Origin of the sequence: Streptomyces sp. NBC_01622 (assembly GCF_045209635.1) — a bacterium.
In the GTDB taxonomy this organism is placed as follows: domain Bacteria; phylum Actinomycetota; class Actinomycetes; order Streptomycetales; family Streptomycetaceae; genus Streptomyces.
This window is the reverse complement of sequence record NZ_CP109293.1, coordinates 2,795,447-2,813,057: the sequence shown is the minus strand read 5'-3', so window position 1 is coordinate 2,813,057 and position 17,611 is coordinate 2,795,447. Positions and strand designations below refer to the sequence as shown.

Genomic DNA, 17,611 nt, shown 5'->3' with positions numbered 1-17,611 from the left:
TGAGCCGCGCTAGGTTGGCACCCATGAGCACACCCCGGGACCTGCTGATCGTCGCCATGGATGTCGCCCCCGACCGCCCCGTAGAGTCGGGTGATCTTTCGCTCGCGCTCGCGGGAGCGGAGGTGGTCGACCTCCTCGCCGCCGAGGCCGTCGCGCTGGACGGCGAACTGATCGTGCCGAACCTCCAAGTTGCCCTGCCGGACGGCCTGTTGGACGAGGCCGCGAGCGCCCTCGTACGGGAGACGCCGTACGAGTCGGTCGAGAACTGGTTGTGGCGGCGGGGGCGGGGTCTGTCCTCGGCCTATCTCGCCGCGCTGGAGAAGGAGGGCCTGGTGGCCCGGCAGCGCGGTCGCTGGATCCCGGTCCGCAGCGGCAAGGCGGCCCTGGTCGACTCCCCGGCCCGCACCCGGGCGGCGGACCGCTGGGCCACGGGCGAACCCGTCCTCGCCCAGCTCGCCGCGGCCGTCGGCATCCGCGAGGTGTCGGACGAGGACTCCGTGAAGGTCACCGACGAGGCCCTGGACACCGTCCTCGCCACCGTCCACGACGCGGTGACGGAACTGGAGGCCGTCCGGCAGCGGAAGAGCGTCGAGGACGCGGCCTATGACAATGTGTGGCGCGGTATGTGACGGCGTTTTCGCCGCTGCGCGGCGCGGCAACGGCCGAAAAAACAGAGCCAGTTGATGGTCCTGAGCCTCAAGTGACGCCACGTTACCCATGGTAGTCACATGGCGTGCGCCGAGCCTAGGTCCAGGCCGATCCGTCCCCCAGCGGAATCGTCACCGTGAACACCGTCGCCCCGGGCTCCGACGTCAGCTCGACCGTGCCGCCGTGCGCCTTCGCCAGCGAGCGCGCCACCGCGAGGCCGAGACCGCTGCCGCCCCGGTCGCGGCTGCGGGCCTTGTCGACGCGGTAGAAACGGTCGAAGACCTGGTCCCGGTCGGCCTCGGGGATGCCGGGGCCCGCGTCGGCGACCCGCACCGACGCCGTACCGGCGCCGACCGTCACCGTCACCGACACCTGCGTGCCGGGCGGGGTGTGCACGGCCGCGTTGGTCAGCAGGTTGTCCAGCACCTGCCGGATCCGGACCGGGTCGACCCGCAGCCGGACCGGGGCCGGCGGGACCGTCACCGTCAGCGGACGGTCCGGATGCCCGGCACGGAACGCGTCCGCCGCCTGCGCCACCAGCTCCACCAGCTCCGCGTCCTGCAGCCGTATCGGAGTCTCCACGTCCGCCGCGTCGAGGCGGGCCAGCAGGAGGAGGTCGTCGAGCAGGATGCCCATCCGGGCCGCCTCGGCGCGCAGCCGGGCCAGGTGCCTGTCCCGCTCCTCGGGCACGTTGGCCGCCGCGTACTGGAACAGGTCCGCGTAGCCGCGCACCGACATCAGCGGCGTCCGCAGCTCGTGCGAGGCGTCCGCGACGAACCGGCGCAGCCGCTGCTCCGCCTCCGCGCGCACCGCGAGCGAGTCGTCGATGTGCTCCAGCATCGTGTTGAACGCGGTGCGCAGCTCCTCCACCTCGGGCCCGCCGTCGCGGTTCTCCGCACGCAGCGGCAGCCGGGCCGCCGAGTCGGTCAGATCGTGCGAGGCGATGCCGTGCGCGGTGTGCGCCATGTCGCTCAGCGGCTGCAGCCCGCGCCGCAGCAGCCTGCGGCCGAGCACCACCAGCGCCAGCAGCGCCAGCCCGAAGGCGACCACCTGGATGATCACCAGCTGTCGTACCGTGTCGTCGATGGCGTCCATCGGCGCGCCGCTGACCAGCACCACACCGGGTTCGACCGCGCAGCCGCGCAGCCGGTACTCGCCCTCGCCCTTGAGATCGCTGGTGCGCAGCACCTCGGTGCCCTTGGCGATCTGGGCCCGGGCCACGGCGGTGAGGTCGCCGATGTCCGCCGGCAGGTCCGAGCTCTCCTCGGGATTGCGGAGCACCGGAGTGCCGTCCGTGACGTCGTACACGGCGTAGTACCAGCGGTAGTACTTCTTGCCCTGGAGGGTGCCGTTGGCCACGATCGACTTGGACTGGGCGCCCTGGGCCAGCCCGAGCTGGTCGTCGAGCTGCGCCGACAGATAGTCCCGCATGTACGTCGTCAGGGCCGTGCCGACGACGGCGAACGCCACCAGGGCCAGTGCCCCGAGCCCCAGCGCCAGCCGGGTGCCGAGTCGCAGCCGCCGGTACGTCCGCCGCAGCCGCGCGATCACTCGGCGGCCTGCCGGATCACATAGCCGAAGCCGCGCACGGTGTGGATCAGCGGATCGTGCCCCTCGTCGAGCTTCCGGCGCAGCCGGCTGACCACCAGTTCCACCACATTGGAGCGGCCACCGAAGCCGTACTCCCACACATGGTCGAGGATCTGCGCCTTGGTGAGCACGGTCGGCGACTTGCGCAGCAGATAGCGCAGCACCTCGTACTCGGTCGGCGTGAGCGTGAGCAGCTGGTCCCCGCGCCGCACCTCCCGGGTGTCCTCGTCCATCGTCAGGTCCGCGACCCGCAGCACCGAGCGCGGGAAACCGGGCCCGGCGCTGCGCCGCAGCACCGTCCGCAGCCGGGCCATCAGCTCCTCCACCGCGAACGGCTTGACCAGGTAGTCGTCACCGCCCCGGGTCAGCCCCGCGACCCGGTCGGCGACCGCGTCCCGAGCGGTGAGGAACACCACGGGCACCATCGTCCCGGAGTGCCGCAGCCGGTCCAGCACGCCGAAGCCGTCCAGGCCGGGCAGCATCAGGTCGAGCACCACGATGTCGGGCCGGAACTCGGCGGCGACGGTCAGCGCCTCCTCACCGGAGTACGCGCACGCGGCCTCCCAGCCCTCGTAGCGGGCGACCGTCGCGACGAGGTCGGCGATCGGCGGGTCGTCGTCCACGACGAGGAGTCGAACTTTGTCCACCCGCTCATAGTGCTTCACCCGCCGTCCGGCGCCAGACCTGCGGCACCGCCGCACCCACATCGATAAGTACTTGAAAGTTGTTCGACAGGAAAACGACAGCGCCCCGAGGTCAAGCTCGTCTCCCAGGACCCGATCAAGGAGCTGCCGTCCGTGACGACCGTCCAATCACCCCCTGCGCCCCCCACGGCGATACGCCCCAGGGTGGTGGCCCGCACCGGCCTGTACGCCGTGCTGGCCGCGAACGTCGCCGTGGTGACCGTCTTCTTCGCCCAGGCCGGATTCGCCTCCAACGCGCTCATCGTCATCGGCCGCCTCCTCGGCCTCTACGGCGCGCTCGTGATGGCCTTCCAGCTGCTGCTCGTGGCCCGCCTGCCCTGGCTCGACCGCCGGATCGGCATGGACCGGATGACCTCCTGGCACCGCTGGACGGGCTTCGCTCTGCTCTGGACGCTGCTCGGGCACCTCGTCTTCATCGCCTTCGGCTACGCGGAGGGCACCGACACCGGCCCGGTCGGCGAGGTCGTGGACCTCGCCGAGACCACCGAGGGCATCCTGCGTGCGCTCGTCGCCTTCGCCCTGATCCTCGTCATCGGCGCGACCTCCGCCCGCTACGCCCGCCGCCGCCTCGCCTACGAGACCTGGCACTTCATCCACCTCTACACCTACGTCGCCGTGGTCCTCGCCTTCACCCACCAGGTCGCGGTCGGTACGACCTTCACCGCGTCCTCCGCCGCCACGACGTACTGGTACACCGTCTGGGGCGTGGCCCTCGGCTCGGTCGCCCTCGGCCGCCTGGTGCTGCCCCTGTGGCGGAACCTGCGCCACCAGTTCCGGGTCTCCGCGGTCGTCCCCGAGTCCGACAACGTCGTGTCGATCTACATCACCGGCCGCGACCTCGACCGGCTCCCGGCCCAGGCCGGTCAGTTCTTCCTCTGGCGCTTCCTGACCAAGGACCGCTGGTGGCAGGCCAACCCCTTCTCCCTCTCGGCCGCCCCCGACGGCACCGGCCTCCGCCTCACCGCCAAGACGGCCGGCGCCGGCACGGCCGCCCTGCGCCACATCGAGGTCGGCACCCGCGTGTTCGCCGAGGGCCCCTACGGCGCCTTCACCACCCTGCACCGAAGGAAGACCGAGTCCCTGCTCATCGCGGGCGGCGTCGGCGTCACCCCCATCCGCGCCCTGCTGGAGGACCTGGAGGGCCACGCGGTCGTCGTCTACCGCGTCTCCGCCGAACGCGACGCGGTCCTCTACGGCGAACTGGCCGAACTGGCCCGGGCCAAGGGCGCCGAACTGCACCTGCTCACCGGCCCGCCCGTCCCCGACAAGCTGGCCCCGCGCGAACTCGCCCGCCTGGTACCGGACATCGCCGACCGGGACGTCTTCCTCTGCGGACCCCCGCCGATGATGAACGCGGTGCTGCGCACCCTCGGGGACATGGGCGTGCCCAAGCAGCAGATCCACTTCGAACGCTTCAGCCTGGCGGGATGAGAGACATATCGTGAAGCGAGTCATACCTGTCCTGGTGCTGTCCGTCGCGGGTCTGATCCCCGTCTGGCGCTACGAGCCGTCCATCGGGACGACGACGAGTTCGACGAGTACGGCGACCACGGAGGCGGCGTCGACGCCCTCCCCGTCGGCTTCCTCGTCAGCCGCCGGTTCCACGTCGTCCGGTTCCACGTCGTCCGGTTCGACCAAGAAGGTCGTCCAGGGCACCGCGGTCAACACCGAGAAGGGCACCGTGCAGGTGCAGGTGACCTTCGAGGGCGACAAGATCAGTGCCGTGAGCATGCTCCAGCAGCCCAACCATCCGCAGACCACGGCCGCCGTCCCGGTGCTGATCGAGGAGACCCTCAAGGCGCAGAGCTCGAAGATCGACACGGTCTCCGGCGCCACGATCACCAGCGACGCCTACGTCCAGTCGCTCCAGGCCGCCATCGACGCCAAGGGCGCCTGAAATGAACCGCGTTGAGCATGTGATGGGATTCCCGGTGTCGTTGCGGATCGACGACGAGGGCATCGGGGACGAGACCGCGGACGCGCTGTTCGCCTGGCTGCGCGAGGTCGACGCCCGCTTCAGCCCGTTCCGCCCGGACAGCGAGGTGTGCCGTTACGACCGGGGCGAGCTCCAACTCCCTCAGCTCAGCGCGGACTTGACCGAGGTCCTCGGCCTCTGCGAGCAGTACCGGCTCGCGACCGGCGGCGCCTTCGACGTCCGGCTGCCCGGCCGGCCCCTCGACCCCTGCGCGGTCGTCAAGGGCTGGTCGGTACAGCGGGCGGCCGAACTGCTCACCGCCGCCGGGGCCAGGCGCTTCATCCTCAACGCCGGCGGCGACGTGGTCGTATCCGGCGGTCCGTGGCGGGTGGGCGTACGGCACCCCGAGCACGCCGACCAGCTGTGCACGGTCCTGGAGTTGACCGTCGGGGCGGTGGCGACCTCCGCGCGCTACGAACGCGGCGACCACATCGTCGACGGCCGCACCGGCCGCCCCGCGACCGGACTGCTCAGCCTCTCCGTCGTCGCCACCTCCCTCACCGAGGCCGACGCCACGGCCACCGCGGCCTTCGCGATAGGCCCGGAGGGCGTCGACTGGGCCGCCGCCCGGCCCGGCTGCGAGGTGTTCGCGGTCGACGCGGAGCGCCGGGTCCGTCGTACGCCGGGATTCCCGGTCGCGACGGTCGCTGCGTAGGCGCACGCGATAATCCCGGCGACGTCGGCGATCGTCCCCGGGATACTGGGTGCCCATGGATGAGGTCGAAGTCGTCGTCGCCCATTCCGAGCGCGCGACTCTGCGCGTCGGTGACGTGTTCCTGAAGGTGGACGCGGATCAGGCGCGCATCGACGCCGAGGTGGAGGCGATGGCCCTGGCGCCGGTCCCGACCCCGGAGGTCCTGTGGCGCAAGCCGCCCGCGCTCGCGATCGCCGCGCTCCCGGGGACGACACTCGGCCGCCTCGGCGGGCCGTCGACAGGGTCGCCGGCGGCGTGGGCCGCGGCGGGCGCCGCCATCCGGAAATTGCACGACGCGCCCCTGCCGCCCTGGCCCGGCCGGGGAAAGGCCTTCGACGAGTTGACGGCGGAACTCGACGCCGAATGCGAGTCGCTCGTGACGAACGGCGTCCTGCCCGCCGACCTGGTCACCCGCAACCGCCAGGTCGCCGAGGCAGCGCTCCGGCCGTGGGCTGCGGCGTTCACCCACGGCGACCTGCAGATCGCGCACGTCTTCGTCGACGGCGACGAGGTCACCGGCATCATCGACTGGTCGGAGGCGGGCCCGGGTGATGCCCTCTACGACCTCGCCACCTTCACGCTCGGACACGAGGAGCACCTCGGTGACGTCCTCGCCGGCTACGGCACCGACGTCGACCTCGACGTGATCCGCGCGTGGTGGTCGTTGCGAAGCCTGCTGGTGGTTCGCTGGCTGAGTGAGCACGGCTTCGACCCGTTCGCGCCGGGCTGCGAGGTCGACGTGCTGAGATCCCGGATGTGAGGCTGTACGGGCCCAACTGCTACGCCCTTCATCGCGCGGATGTGGACAAGCGGACGGGCCGCCGGGGTTACCGGCGGCCCGTCCTGTCGGGAAATGTGGCTGGTGGTTCAGCCGACGTCGGAGGTGTCCAGGCGGTAGAGGCCGCTGCTGGTCGAGGTCGAGGTCGACGAACTGGTGCTGTACGCCGAGGACTTGACGGCCGTGCCGTGGGCCTTGACCCAGGTCGCGATCGCGGAGTTGGTGCCCTGGCCGCCGTCGCTGCTGACGATGATGTAGTGCAACTTGCCGGACTTCACCAGGGACTTGAGCTTGGCGAGGGTCATCGCGTTGTCGCTGCCGGACCAGCCGCCCATGGAGATCACGGGCTGCCCCGACTCCAGGATGATCGAGGACGCCGTCTGGTCGGTGGACACCGCCAGCAGCCAAGTCGCCCCGTCCTGGTGCTTCTTGAGATACGCGATCATCTCGGACGAGACCTGGGTGCCGCCGCCCATGCCGCCACCGGCCTGCTGGGTACCGGAGTCGGAACCCGATTCGGAACCGGACGTCGAGGAGGAAGGCGCCGAACCGCTGCCCGAGGGCCGGGTACCGGAAGGGGCCGAACCACTGGGCTTCGTACCGGACTTGGTGCCGCTCGGCGCGCCGCCCATACCGCCGCCGCCACCCATACCGCCACCGGTGCTCGGACCGGCCGTCGGGTTGGTGCCGTTGGTCGAGGAGGTCGCCGCCGAGACCGAGTAGGCCGCGGGACCGGCGAGCAGGGCGACGATCGCCGCCAGGGCCGCGAAGCCCATCAGGCGGTGCCGCCGGGTGAACCGGCCGACCAGCAGGCCGAGTACGGAGGCCGCACCAGCCACGGCGACCACGATCTCCGCGACTGTGTAGACCGTGCCGGAGCCGGAGACGCGCTGGAGCAGGACGACCGCCCAGACCGAGCTGGCCGCGATGGCGACCGGCAGCACCCAGGCCCACTTGGCGGCGGCGCCCTCACGGAAGGCGCGGTACAGCAGCACCCCGCCCGCACCGGCCAGGGCCGCGATACCGGGCGCCATGGCGGTGACGTAGTACGGGTGGAAGGTGCCCTCGGCCAGCGAGAAGGTCAGGAAGTGGAGGACGAACCAGCCGCCCCAGAGCATGAGCGCCGCCCGCTTGGCGTCGGTGCGGGGAGCGCGTCCGCGCAGCACCAGACCGGCGATCAGCGCGATCGCCGCGAAGGGGATCAGCCAGGAGATCTGGCCGCCCATGATCTCGTTGAACATCCGGTACAGGCCCGAACTGCCGCCGAACGAGGCCCCGTTGCCCTGCGAGCCGACCGAGGAACTGGCGCCGAAGATCCGGCCGAAGCCGTTGTAGCCGATGACGAGGTCCCACACCGTGTTGTCGGTGGAGCCGCCGATGTAGGGGCGGGAGGACGCGGGGATCAGGTCGACGATCACCATCCACCAGGCGCTGGAGACGATCAGCGCGACGGTGGCGACGGCGAGGTTGCGGATGCGCTTGCCGAGCGAGATGTTGGTGGCCCAGAGGTAGACGAGGAAGAACGCGGGCAGGACGACGTACGCCTGCATCATCTTGGTGTTGAACGCGAAGCCGATCGCGACCGCCGACCACACCAGCGGCATCAACCTGCCGTTGCGGACGGCCTTCAGGAGGGCCACCGCGCCCAGCATCATCAGCAGGACGAGGATCGGGTCCGGGTTGGTGTCACGGGTGATGGCGACCGTGATCGGGGTGAGGGTGAGGACGAGCGCGGAGATGGTGCCCGCGACCGCGCCGAAGTCCCGCTTGACGCTCCGGTACAGCAGGGCCACCGAGCCGGTGCCGGCCGCGACCATCGGGAGCATCAACTGCCAGGTGCCGTAACCGAATACGCGGGCGGAGAGGCCCATCACCCAGAGGGCGAACGGCGGTTTGTCGACCGTGATGAAGCTGCCGGAGTCGAGCGCGCCGAAGAAGAACGCCTTCCAGCTCTTGGTGCCGCTGTAGACGGCCGCGTCGTAGAAGGTGTTGCCGGTGATCGAGGTCAGGTTCCAGGCGTAGAGCGCGGTGGCCAGCAGGAGGATCGCCCAGAGGGCCGGGCGGGCCCAGCGCGGGTCGTCCTCCGGGCCCGTGAAGAGCCTTCTGGCACGGGAGTTGAGGCCGCCGTCGGCGGGCGGTCCGGCCCGGTGCGAGCGCCGGGTGGCTTCCTGGCCGGGGGGCGGGGCGAGGGTCGTCATGACGCGTACTCCAGGTGTTCCGCGGAAGAGGCAGGTGCCCCGACGGGCAGGACAGGGGTGGTGGTGCGGGTGCGGTGGGGTACGGCGGCGATGCGGGCGCGGCCGGTGATGCTCTGCTTGAACATGCGGCGCATGCCCTTGAGGTCGTCGAGGGCGGTACGGACGATGTCGACGCGGCTGTCGGGGTCGTCGATCCAGTCGACCGGGACCTCGTGGATACGGAGCCTGTTGCGCTGGGCGAGGACGAGGAGTTCGGTGTCGAAGAACCAGGCGGTGTCCTCGATGTGCGGGGCGAGCGCCCGGAACACCTCGGTGCGGACGGCCTTGAAGCCGCACTGCGCGTCCGAGAAGCGGGCCGCGAGGCCTGCTTTCAACAGCAGGTTGTAGGAGCGGGAGATGAACTCCCGCTTGGCGCCACGCTGGACGGCCGACTGCCGGTGCAGGCGGCTGCCGATGGCCACGTCGCTGTGGCCGGACAGGAGCGGAGCGACCAGGGGCAGGAAGCCTTCGAGGCCGGTGGACAGGTCGACGTCCATGTACGCGACGACGTCCGCCTCCGACCGGCTCCACACGTGCTTCAGCGCGCGGCCCCGGCCCTTGGCGTCGAGGTGCACGGCGTGCACGTGCGGCAGCCGCTGGGTGAGGTCGAGCGCCGCCTGCCAGGTGGCGTCGGTGCTCGCGTTGTCCGCCACGGTGATCGTGAACGGGAACGGGAAGGACGATTCGAGGTATGCGTGGAGACGGCCGACACTGTCGGCGAGGACGTGCGCCTCGTTGTAGACCGGCACGACGATCTCGACCGACCGCTGCCGGGCGCCTCCCGCGTTCTGTTCGTTCATGACGGTGACGATCCGGGCCCTGTCTGGGGCATTGCTGTGCCTTCGCTGAACGGCCGATGAGAATCAGCGGACTCACAGGAAGGGCACAGTCGATCCGCGTCGAACCCCCAGGAAGCGGCACCCAAAACCCCTCAGGCGCCCGCCAAGTTCCCGCAACACAAGCCGTCTAGACTCTCCCCTCAGCGGCCTGAGACAGCGGCCAGGAACGGGCAGTTTCTGCCACATCCGAAGGGTATTCGGCGCTTTGATACGGATAGATTCAGTCACCAAGCGGTACCCGGACGGCACGGTGGCGGTCGACCGGTTGTCCTTGGACATACCGGACCGCTCGATCACCGTCCTCGTCGGCCCCTCGGGCTGTGGCAAGACGACGACCCTGCGCATGATCAACCGGATGATCGACCTCAGCGAGGGCCAGATCCTCCTCGACGGCGCCGACATCACCAAGCAGCCGGTGAACACCCTGCGCCGGTCCATGGGCTACGTCATCCAGAACGCCGGACTCTTCCAGCACCGCACGATCGCCGACAACATCGCCACCGTGCCCCGCATGCTCGGCTGGGGCAAGGAGAAGGCCAGGGCGCGGGCCACCGAACTCATGGAGCGGGTTGGCCTGGATGCCTCCCTCGCCAAGCGCTACCCGTACCAGCTCTCCGGTGGCCAGCAGCAGCGCGTCGGCGTCGCCCGCGCCCTCGCCGCGGACCCGCCGGTGCTGCTGATGGACGAGCCGTTCTCCGCCGTCGACCCGGTGGTCCGCAAGGGGCTGCAGGACGAACTCCTGCGCCTCCAGGAAGAGTTGGGCAAGACGATCGTCTTCGTCACTCATGACATCGACGAGGCCATCAAGCTCGGCACGATGGTCGCGGTGCTGCGCACCGGCGGCAAGCTGGCCCAGTTCGCGCCGCCCGCCGAACTGCTCTCCGACCCGGCGGACGCCTTCGTCGAGGACTTCCTCGGCGCCGACCGCGGCATCCGGCGGCTGTCCTTCTTCTCCTCGTCCGGCCTCGACCTCAAGACGTCCCCCATTGTCGCCGTCGACTCCACCGCCGAGCAGATCGCCGAACGCACCACACCCGGCGTGCCGTACCTCCTCGTCACCGACCTGGACGGCAGGCCGCTCGGCTGGAGCGAGCCGGGCGCGCTCACCGCCGGCGCCGTCGACACCGCTCGACTCCTGTCCTACGGCCGCCCGTTCGCGGCCGGCAAGGACTCCCTGCGCGCCGCGCTCGACGGCTCCGTGCTGTCGCCCACCGGCTGGGCGGTCGGTGTGGACGACGGAGGCCGGGTCGTGGGCGTCGTATCGCAGCAGGCCGTGGGCGAGGCGATCCGGAGCGCGCACGCGGCGGTGCGGCCGGACGCGAAGGTCGTCGGATGAACGACTGGTTCCGCATCCCCAGCGACCTCCAGAACAGCTACCTCGGGCTGATCGGGCTGCATCTGCGCGAGGCCGTGATCCCGGTCCTCGTCGGCCTCGTGGTCGCGCTGCCCATCGCCCAACTGTGTGTGCGGCTGCGCTGGTTGTACCCGCCGGTGCTGTGGGTGACGACCGTGCTGTACGCGATCCCCTCGCTGGCCTTCTTCGTCGTCCTCATCGACTACACCGGGCAGACCGAGACCACCGTGATGATCCCGCTCGGCGTCTACAGCCTGGTGGTGTTTGTCCCGGCGATCGTGGACGGCGTCCGCTCGGTACCGCAGGAGACCCTGGACGCGGCGACCGCGATGGGCCTCGGGCCCGTACGCCGGTACCTCCAGGTACAGTTGCCGATCGCCGTGCCCGCGATCATCGCCGGCCTGCGGGTGGCGACCGTGTCCAGCATCTCCCTCGTCAGCGTCGGCATGCTGATCGGCAACCAGGGCGCGCTGGGCAACCTGCTCAACGACGGCCAGATCTACCACCAGCCGCGCCTGATCTGGCTCTCCGTGATCACCACCGCCGTCCTCGCCATCGTCGTGGACGCCGTCCTGGTCGCCGTACGCCTGCTCCTCACGCCCTGGATGCCACGCGGCACCCGCAAGGCCCGGCCCGCACCGGCCGAACCCGTACTGGAGGACGCAGCCCGGTGAACGTACTCCACTACATCAACCTGTTCTTCAGCGACAGCACCCACTGGCACGGCTACGACGGCATCCCCACCCGGCTGCGCGAGCACGTCCAGTACTCGCTGATCGCGCTCGCCATCGCCGCCGCCATCGGCCTCCCCGTCGGTCTGCTCACGGGCCACACCGGACGCGGCGGCAACGCCCTCTCGCTCATCGCCACCGCCGCCCGCGCACTGCCCAGCTTCGGCCTGCTGGTGCTGATGTTCGTGCTGATCGGCTTCGGCCTGGTGCCGGTGATGATCCCGCTGGTCGTCCTCGCCGTACCGCCGATCCTGGTCACCACGTACGAGGCGATGCGTTCCGTCGACCCGTCCCCGGTCGACGCCGCCCGCGGCATGGGCATGAACGAGACGAACATCCTCTTCCAGGTGGAACTGCCGGTCGCGCTCCCGCTGATCCTCAGCGGCCTGCGCTCGGCCGCCATCCAGATCGTCTCCACCGCCACCATCGCGGCCTACGTCAGCCTCGGCGGCCTCGGCCGCTACATCATCGACGGCCTCTACCAGAAGAACTACGAGAAGGTCGTCGGCGGCGCCACCCTGGTCGCCGGGATGGCCCTCGTGACGCTGGGAGTCTTCTGGGGCATCGCACGGCTCGCGGTGTCGCCGGGGGTGCGCAGGAGCAACTGAGAACCGAGAAGGGGGGAGGGCTTGAGCCCTCCCCCCTTTCCTACTTTTGCCGCCGTCAGCCCTGGGTGCGCGCGAGCGCCAGCTCCAGTACGACCAGCAGCGCGTCCCGCACCGAGCCGCGCTCCCGCGCGTCGAAGGCGATCACCGGGACCCGCTCGTTGACGTCGAGCGCCCAGCGGACCTCGTCGAGGGAGTGCTCGATCTTGCCGTCGAAGGCGTTGAGGGCGACCGCGAACGGGATCTGCTTGTGCTCGAAGTAGTCGACGGCCGCGTAGCAGTCGTCGAGCCGGCGGGTGTCGACGATGACGAGACCGCCGACCGCGCCCTCCACGATGTCGTCCCACATGAAGCCGAACCGGTCCTGCCCGGGCGTCCCGAACAGATACAGCTTCAGGGTCGGGTCGATGGTGATGCAGCCGAAGTCCATCGCCACCGTGGTCGTGGTCTTGCGCGGGGTGTGGGACAGGTCGTCCACGCCCGCAGCGACCTCGGTGATCGCGGCCTCGGTGGTCAGCGGCTCGATCTCGGAGATCGCGCCCACGGTGGTGGTCTTGCCCACGCCGAAGCCGCCCGCGACGACCATCTTCACCGGCAGCGGCGGTCGTACGACGGTCTGCGCAGCCGCACCGCGGGCGACCGGTTCAGTCGGTGTCACGGAGTACTCCCCGGGAGTTGGGGATGGCGCGGAGGCCATCGATGACCCTTCGCAGGACGGTTGCGTCATGGGTGATGTCGGTGTTCGGCACATGCACCGTCAGCTGTCCGGCGGCCCGCAGGTCCTCGGCGAGGACCCGCACCACGTTCAGGTGCAGCCGCAGCCGGGCCGCGATCTCCGCGAGGGACTGCGGCTGCCGGCAGGCGGCGACGATGTCGTGCTGCTCGAAGGAGAGCCGGTCGAGCACGTCGAGCCCGGCGGCCGTCGCCACCACCTGCGTCTCGACGGGGATCGGCCGTCCGGAGTCGGCCGCGCCGGCGCCCGCCACCCGGCCGGCGGTCACCAGGAACGGCCGTACGGCGGAGGGGGCGCGCACCGGATCGCGACCCGGGGGTGTGTCCCCGTCCGCGCCGGCACCGCTCGGAGTGCGGCCGTCGGGCATGAGTGGCTGTTCCTCTCTCGACCGGTCGGGGACCGGTCACCGAGCCGAAGCGGCGCCGACGCTGTTCTTCAGCTGGAGCACCAGCTGCGGGTTGAGCGCGGAACCGGCACGGTTGGCGAACAGCGTCATCTCGTAGGCGATGTTGCCGAGCTTGGCCTCCTTGTCGGTGACGACGCCGAGGACCGCGCCGCTGCCGATCGCGGAGACGAGGACGTGGCCGCCCTCCAGGTCGATGATGACCTTGTTCAGGCCGCCGAGACCGTAGTTGCCGGAGGCGCCCGCGGCCAGGCTGGTAATGCCGGAGACGATGGCCCCGAGCCGCTCCGAGTGGGCGTGCTCGCGCAGTTCCGCCACGGCGATCAGCAGACCGTCGGAGGACACCGCGATGGCGTCGACGACACCCGCGGTCTCCGTCGCGAAACGGTTGAGCAGCCAGTTGAAATCGGCCGCAGCTGCCTGCAGTTCGGCCGGCGTGGTGCCTCCCCTGGGAGTTTCACCTGTCGACGTACTCACTGCTCCGCTCCTTTCGGGAGATTGTTCCGGTCGTGCGGGTGGTTCACGTCCGTGAGGCGCAGGCCCGAGAGGGTGTCGCTGTCCCGGTTGGCCTGCTCCACGGCTGCCTCGAACTCTTCGAGGGCCGAACGGACGGCGTCCGCGTCGGCGGGCCGGGGGGCCTGCCTGGCGGCTTGCTGGGCGGCGTCGTCGACGCCCGTACGAAGGGTGGCGCCCTTGACCCGCCGGCGCAGGGGGCGGGAGCCTCCGGGGGCGGTGTCGAAGGCGGCGGACTCGTCCGCCGGGGCGTGGTGGGTGACGGGCGGGGGAGCCGCGGCGGCCGTCGGCGCCGTCTCGTAACGGGAGACCCGGCGGGGGAGCGGGGAGGGCTCGTCCTCGGCACGCATGTGCTCGGACGCGGCCGGCTCGGGTCTGCTCAGGGTGATCGACGGGCGCGGCCCGGAGTCCGAGGCGGCCCAGGAGGGAGCCGGACGGCGCTGGTCGTCCCCGGAGTCGACGGCTCCCGACCCGGCGGGCGCGAGCGCCTTGTCGGGCCCTGCGTGTCCTTCCGCCGCACCGCCGGAGGCCAGCGCGCTCATGCGCAGCAGCAGCGTCGCCGGGATGGTCACCTCGGCCGTCACACCGCCGCCCGGTGTGCGGGCCAGCGTGACGTCGACGTCCCAGCGGCGGGCCAGCGTACCGACCACGAACAGGCCGAGCACCTTCGTCGGCACCAGGTCGAGACGCTCACGGCGGATCAGCCGGGCGTTCTCCTCGGCGATGCGGTCGGCGCTCATCCCGAGACCGTGGTCGGCCACGACGATCAGCGCGTCGTCGCCGTCGGTGCGGACGACCACCTCGACGGGGCTGCCCGCGGGGGAGAACGAGACCGCGTTCTCCAGGAGTTCGGCCACCATCAGCGTGAGGTCGCCGATGATGTCGGGCTCCACCATGATCTCGGTGTCGGCCCGCAGACTCACCCGCTGGAAGCCCTCGATCTGGCCGAGCGCGGCCCGTACGACGTTGGTGAGTTCGGTGGGTCCGCCGTCGAGCACGGTCTCGCGGATGCCGGCGAGCAGCATCAGACTGTCCGCGTTGCGGCGCAGGCGTACGGCGATGTGGTCGATGGAGTAGAGGCGTTCGAGGAGCGCCGGGTCGGTCTCGCCGCGCTCCACCGCGTCGATCAGCGCGAGTTGACGGGTCGTCAGATTGCTGACGCGGCGGCCGACGTTGCCGAACATCTCGGCGACGTTGCGGCGGCTGACGACCTGCCGGGCCAGCAGCGCGGCGGCCGTGGTCTGCACATGGTTGAAGGCCTCGGCGAGATCACCGATCTCGTCCTTCGCGGTGACCGGCATGTCCCGCAGCATCGGCGGGCCGTCGTCCTCGGCGTCGTCGTCGGCCACGCGGGCGAGTTCACGGCCCGCGACCTCGGCGACCTGCTTGGCGGCACCGGTCAGGGCCTGCACCGGGCGGACCACCGAGCGGCGCACGATCACCACGAAGAAGAGCCACAGCATGAAGCCGAGCACCGACAGGCTCAGCAGGATTCCGGCACGCCAGGAGGCGGAGCTGGACGCGCTGTCGGCGCGGGTGGCGATCCGGCCGATCAGCGAATTGGTGATCTTCAGCCGGGCCTCGGCCTGCCGCGGGTATGAGGGATAGTCGCTCATGGCGTCCGCGAACGCCTTGCGGACCGCGCCCGGCGACTCGGCCTGCAGCCCGCTGGGGTCGATCTGCAGCTCGGCGTAGGCCTCGGCGATCTCCCGCTGCGGGGTGGTGTGCTCGATGCCGGACAGCTCGTCGGCCTGCTCCTCGGTGGCGAACCGGGCGAAGCGGGAGGCCTGGTAGGTGTACAGGTCGTAGGAGCCGACGGCGTTGGTGAACTCGATGAGCGCGTTGCTGTCACCGGTCGTCGCCGAGAACACGCTGGTCTCGAACGAGCTGTGGGCGGCATCGGCCCGCAGGACGGAGTCCAGGAGGTTGCCGGTGAAGGTGGTGGCGAGGTTCGCGTTGTGTTCGAGGTCGAGTCCGTCGATCAGGCCCTCGGAGGCGCTGGTGTACGCGGGGTCGATGTTGTCGGCGGGCAGATAGCTCTGCTCGACCGTGCTGCGCAGTGTCTCCAGGCCGTTGATCTCCCTGAGCGCCTGCGCCTCGCCGGCCGGCAGCCGGTCGCCGAAGGTGTCGCGCACCTTCTCGACCTGCTGGTCCACGGCCTGCTGGGCCTTGCGGTAGGCGCTCTGCGAGGGGGTGCCGCCGTCGTTGGTGGCCTCGAAGCGGACGGAGAGCAGGATGGCCTGCTGGTGCTCCGCCTCCACGAGGTTCACCAGCTCGGCGACCTGGCCGCTGTCCCGCACCAGTTGGGCCGCGTCGCTCGCGTCCGTCGACTGCCCGATCTCATCGGCGATGAGATACGTCAGCAGCACCGCGACCACCGCGAGCGGCACGCCGACGAGCAGATTGAGCTTGCGCCTGAAGGGCCAACGGTCTGCGAAGCCCCGTATGGACACCAGGCCTCCTTCGTGGGGTGTTGTCACGGTACGCGCAGCGACACACGTGACTGTTTTTGATCGAAGCGGCCCCCGCACACCGCTGTGACCGACGCCAACTCCGGGGAGACTACCGCCTCTTTGAACGATCAAGTGCGTCGCCCTACGTCAAGAATCAATTACAAAGCGCCTGTGTTCGTGACCGGTCTGTTTACGTTGCCTTCACAACTGGGCACTCATTGAGGCCAATCGGTGACCAGAGTTCTCTTGACTGACCAAGAACCGGCTGGATTGGATCAGCGGAGTGCGGCATTCATGCCCCGCGCGTGGACGCCACAGCCATGCCTGCACGCCTGTGCCAACATCCAACCCCGGAACGGGAATTGTGACTTCTAAAGCGAAGAACAGCTGGTCCAGCACTAGGTACCCCGGCGCGGCGGCCATCGCCCTCGCCGCCACGGCTGCGCTTGTCACGGGATGTGGTTCGTCCTCCGACAGCAAGTCCGACAACCCCCTCTCGGGCGGCAAGGCCAGTGGCGACACGGTCGTCGTCGGCTCGAACAACTTCGCCGAGAGCATCCTGATCGCCGACATCTACGGCGAGGCCCTCAAGGCCAAGGGCGTCAAGGTCACTTACAAGCCGAACATCGGCAGCCGCGAGACGACGTACGGCCTGCTCAAGAACGGCTCCATCACGGTGCTGCCCGAATACAACGGCGCCCTGCTGGCCTACCTCGACCCGAAGGCCGCCCCGGCGACCCTCGCGGCGACCACGGCCGCGATCAACGCCAAGCTCGACACCAAGCTGACGCTGCTGGACCCGGCCGCCGCCGAGGACAAGGACACGGTCACGCTCAACGCGGAGACCGCGAAGAAGTACAACCTCACGGCCGAGTCCAGCATCGCGGACCTCAAGTCCATCGCCAAGGACCTGGTCATCGGCGCCTCGCCGGAGTTCCAGACCCGGCAGCAGGGCCTGGTGGGCCTGAAGTCCGTGTACGGCCTGGAGTTCAAGTCCTTCAAGGCGCTGGACGCGGGCGGCCCGCTGACGGCTGCCGCGCTGCAGAAGAACACCGTGCAGGCGGCCGACCTCTTCAGCACGGACCCGACCATCACCAAGGAGAAGCACGTCACGCTCCAGGACCCGAAGCGGCTCTTCGGCTTCGAGAACGTGCAGCCCCTGGTCTACAAGAGCGGCCTCTCCGCCGCCGGTGTGGCCGCCCTCAACGCGGTCTCCGCGAAGCTCGACACGGCGACCCTGCTGGACCTCGACACCCAGGTGGGTTCGCAGAACAAGGACCCGCTGGACGTGGCGAAGGCCTGGCTGAAGACGGCCGGCCTGAGCTGACCCGTTCCGCCGCCGACGCTGGTGCCT

The 17,611-nt window shown here is 70.2% G+C and carries 17 protein-coding genes; 9 read left to right on the top strand and 8 right to left on the bottom strand.

Annotated elements, in window-relative coordinates; all coding sequences use genetic code 11:
• Positions 1-23: 23 nt before the first annotated feature.
• Positions 24-629 (top strand): GPP34 family phosphoprotein, encoded by a 606-nt coding sequence (locus OH768_RS12855; protein ID WP_406453148.1) that lies wholly within the window; start codon positions 24-26, stop codon positions 627-629.
• Positions 630-744: 115 nt separating this feature from the next.
• On the opposite strand, the gene OH768_RS12850 is transcribed toward OH768_RS12855, so the two are convergent.
• Both OH768_RS12850 and OH768_RS12845 read right to left on the bottom strand, forming a co-directional pair.
• Complete coding sequence (locus tag OH768_RS12850) at positions 745-2,199, bottom strand: sensor histidine kinase (protein ID WP_406453146.1); 1,455 nt, start codon at positions 2,197-2,199, stop codon at positions 745-747.
• Positions 2,196-2,885 (bottom strand): response regulator transcription factor, encoded by a 690-nt coding sequence (locus OH768_RS12845; protein ID WP_406453144.1) that lies wholly within the window; start codon positions 2,883-2,885, stop codon positions 2,196-2,198. The genes OH768_RS12850 and OH768_RS12845 overlap by 4 nt, the downstream gene beginning before the upstream one ends.
• Positions 2,886-3,035: 150 nt before the next feature.
• On the opposite strand from OH768_RS12845, the gene OH768_RS12840 reads away from it, so the two are divergent.
• Genes OH768_RS12840 through OH768_RS12825 form a run of 4 tightly spaced genes read left to right on the top strand, consistent with a single transcriptional unit; the run spans position 3,036 to position 6,371 of the window.
• Positions 3,036-4,373, top strand: coding sequence for a ferric reductase-like transmembrane domain-containing protein (locus OH768_RS12840; RefSeq protein WP_406453142.1), 1,338 nt, complete (start codon positions 3,036-3,038; stop codon positions 4,371-4,373).
• 10 nt (positions 4,374-4,383) lie between these two features.
• Positions 4,384-4,839 (top strand): FMN-binding protein, encoded by a 456-nt coding sequence (locus OH768_RS12835; protein WP_406453140.1) that lies wholly within the window; start codon positions 4,384-4,386, stop codon positions 4,837-4,839.
• Between the two features lies 1 nt (position 4,840).
• Positions 4,841-5,572: an FAD:protein FMN transferase gene (locus tag OH768_RS12830; protein ID WP_406453138.1), complete on the top strand. Its 732-nt coding sequence runs from the start codon at positions 4,841-4,843 to the stop codon at positions 5,570-5,572.
• Between the two features lie 55 nt (positions 5,573-5,627).
• Positions 5,628-6,371 (top strand): phosphotransferase family protein, encoded by a 744-nt coding sequence (locus OH768_RS12825; RefSeq protein WP_406453136.1) that lies wholly within the window; start codon positions 5,628-5,630, stop codon positions 6,369-6,371.
• A gap of 107 nt (positions 6,372-6,478) precedes the next feature.
• On the opposite strand, the gene OH768_RS12820 is transcribed toward OH768_RS12825, so the two are convergent.
• Both OH768_RS12820 and OH768_RS12815 read right to left on the bottom strand, forming a co-directional pair.
• On the bottom strand, positions 6,479-8,587 hold the full coding sequence (locus tag OH768_RS12820) for an ArnT family glycosyltransferase (protein WP_406453134.1): 2,109 nt from the start codon (positions 8,585-8,587) through the stop codon (positions 6,479-6,481).
• Complete coding sequence (locus OH768_RS12815; protein WP_406453132.1) at positions 8,584-9,426, bottom strand: dolichyl-phosphate beta-glucosyltransferase; 843 nt, start codon at positions 9,424-9,426, stop codon at positions 8,584-8,586. The genes OH768_RS12820 and OH768_RS12815 overlap by 4 nt, the downstream gene beginning before the upstream one ends.
• A 244-nt stretch (positions 9,427-9,670) precedes the next feature.
• On the opposite strand from OH768_RS12815, the gene OH768_RS12810 reads away from it, so the two are divergent.
• From OH768_RS12810 to OH768_RS12800, 3 genes are read left to right on the top strand one after another with little or no spacing between them, the layout of a single operon-like run.
• The gene (locus OH768_RS12810) at positions 9,671-10,801 is read left to right on the top strand and encodes an ABC transporter ATP-binding protein (protein ID WP_406453130.1); all 1,131 of its coding nucleotides are present in this window, start codon (positions 9,671-9,673) and stop codon (positions 10,799-10,801) included.
• Positions 10,798-11,493 carry an ABC transporter permease gene (locus OH768_RS12805; protein WP_200715198.1) on the top strand — a complete coding sequence of 232 codons (696 nt, stop codon included), beginning with the start codon at positions 10,798-10,800 and terminating at the stop codon, positions 11,491-11,493. The genes OH768_RS12810 and OH768_RS12805 overlap by 4 nt, the downstream gene beginning before the upstream one ends.
• Entirely contained in the window at positions 11,490-12,158 is a 669-nt protein-coding gene (locus tag OH768_RS12800; protein ID WP_399121798.1) for an ABC transporter permease, read from the top strand. The genes OH768_RS12805 and OH768_RS12800 overlap by 4 nt, the downstream gene beginning before the upstream one ends.
• Before the next feature lie 55 nt (positions 12,159-12,213).
• On the opposite strand, the gene OH768_RS12795 is transcribed toward OH768_RS12800, so the two are convergent.
• The 4 genes from OH768_RS12795 to OH768_RS12780 are packed head-to-tail and all read right to left on the bottom strand — an operon-like array spanning position 12,214 to position 16,257.
• On the bottom strand, positions 12,214-12,813 hold the full coding sequence (locus OH768_RS12795) for an ATP/GTP-binding protein (protein WP_362974339.1): 600 nt from the start codon (positions 12,811-12,813) through the stop codon (positions 12,214-12,216).
• On the bottom strand, positions 12,800-13,255 hold the full coding sequence (locus OH768_RS12790; protein WP_019071412.1) for a DUF742 domain-containing protein: 456 nt from the start codon (positions 13,253-13,255) through the stop codon (positions 12,800-12,802). The genes OH768_RS12795 and OH768_RS12790 overlap by 14 nt, the downstream gene beginning before the upstream one ends.
• Before the next feature lie 36 nt (positions 13,256-13,291).
• Entirely contained in the window at positions 13,292-13,768 is a 477-nt protein-coding gene (locus OH768_RS12785; RefSeq protein WP_019071413.1) for a roadblock/LC7 domain-containing protein, read from the bottom strand.
• Positions 13,765-16,257, bottom strand: coding sequence for an ATP-binding protein (locus tag OH768_RS12780; protein WP_406453126.1), 2,493 nt, complete (start codon positions 16,255-16,257; stop codon positions 13,765-13,767). The genes OH768_RS12785 and OH768_RS12780 overlap by 4 nt, the downstream gene beginning before the upstream one ends.
• A gap of 364 nt (positions 16,258-16,621) precedes the next feature.
• Here OH768_RS12780 and OH768_RS12775 point away from each other — a divergent pair, with 364 nt between their 5' ends.
• The gene (locus OH768_RS12775; RefSeq protein ID WP_406453124.1) at positions 16,622-17,584 is read left to right on the top strand and encodes an ABC transporter substrate-binding protein; all 963 of its coding nucleotides are present in this window, start codon (positions 16,622-16,624) and stop codon (positions 17,582-17,584) included.
• The last annotated feature ends 27 nt before the right edge of the window (positions 17,585-17,611 follow it).

What these genes read in the sequence shown, in the direction of transcription:
- OH768_RS12855 (WP_406453148.1), top strand. Translation starts at nt 24, where the DNA reads ATGAGCACACCCCGGGACCTGCTGATCGTCGCCATGGATGTCGCCCCC.
- OH768_RS12830 (WP_406453138.1), top strand. Translation starts at nt 4,841, where the DNA reads ATGAACCGCGTTGAGCATGTGATGGGATTCCCGGTGTCGTTGCGGATC.
- OH768_RS12825 (WP_406453136.1), top strand. Translation starts at nt 5,628, where the DNA reads ATGGATGAGGTCGAAGTCGTCGTCGCCCATTCCGAGCGCGCGACTCTG.
- OH768_RS12820 (WP_406453134.1), bottom strand. Translation starts at nt 8,587, where the DNA reads ATGACGACCCTCGCCCCGCCCCCCGGCCAGGAAGCCACCCGGCGCTCG.
- OH768_RS12815 (WP_406453132.1), bottom strand. Translation starts at nt 9,426, where the DNA reads ATGAACGAACAGAACGCGGGAGGCGCCCGGCAGCGGTCGGTCGAGATC.
- OH768_RS12805 (WP_200715198.1), top strand. Translation starts at nt 10,798, where the DNA reads ATGAACGACTGGTTCCGCATCCCCAGCGACCTCCAGAACAGCTACCTC.
- OH768_RS12790 (WP_019071412.1), bottom strand. Translation starts at nt 13,255, where the DNA reads ATGCCCGACGGCCGCACTCCGAGCGGTGCCGGCGCGGACGGGGACACA.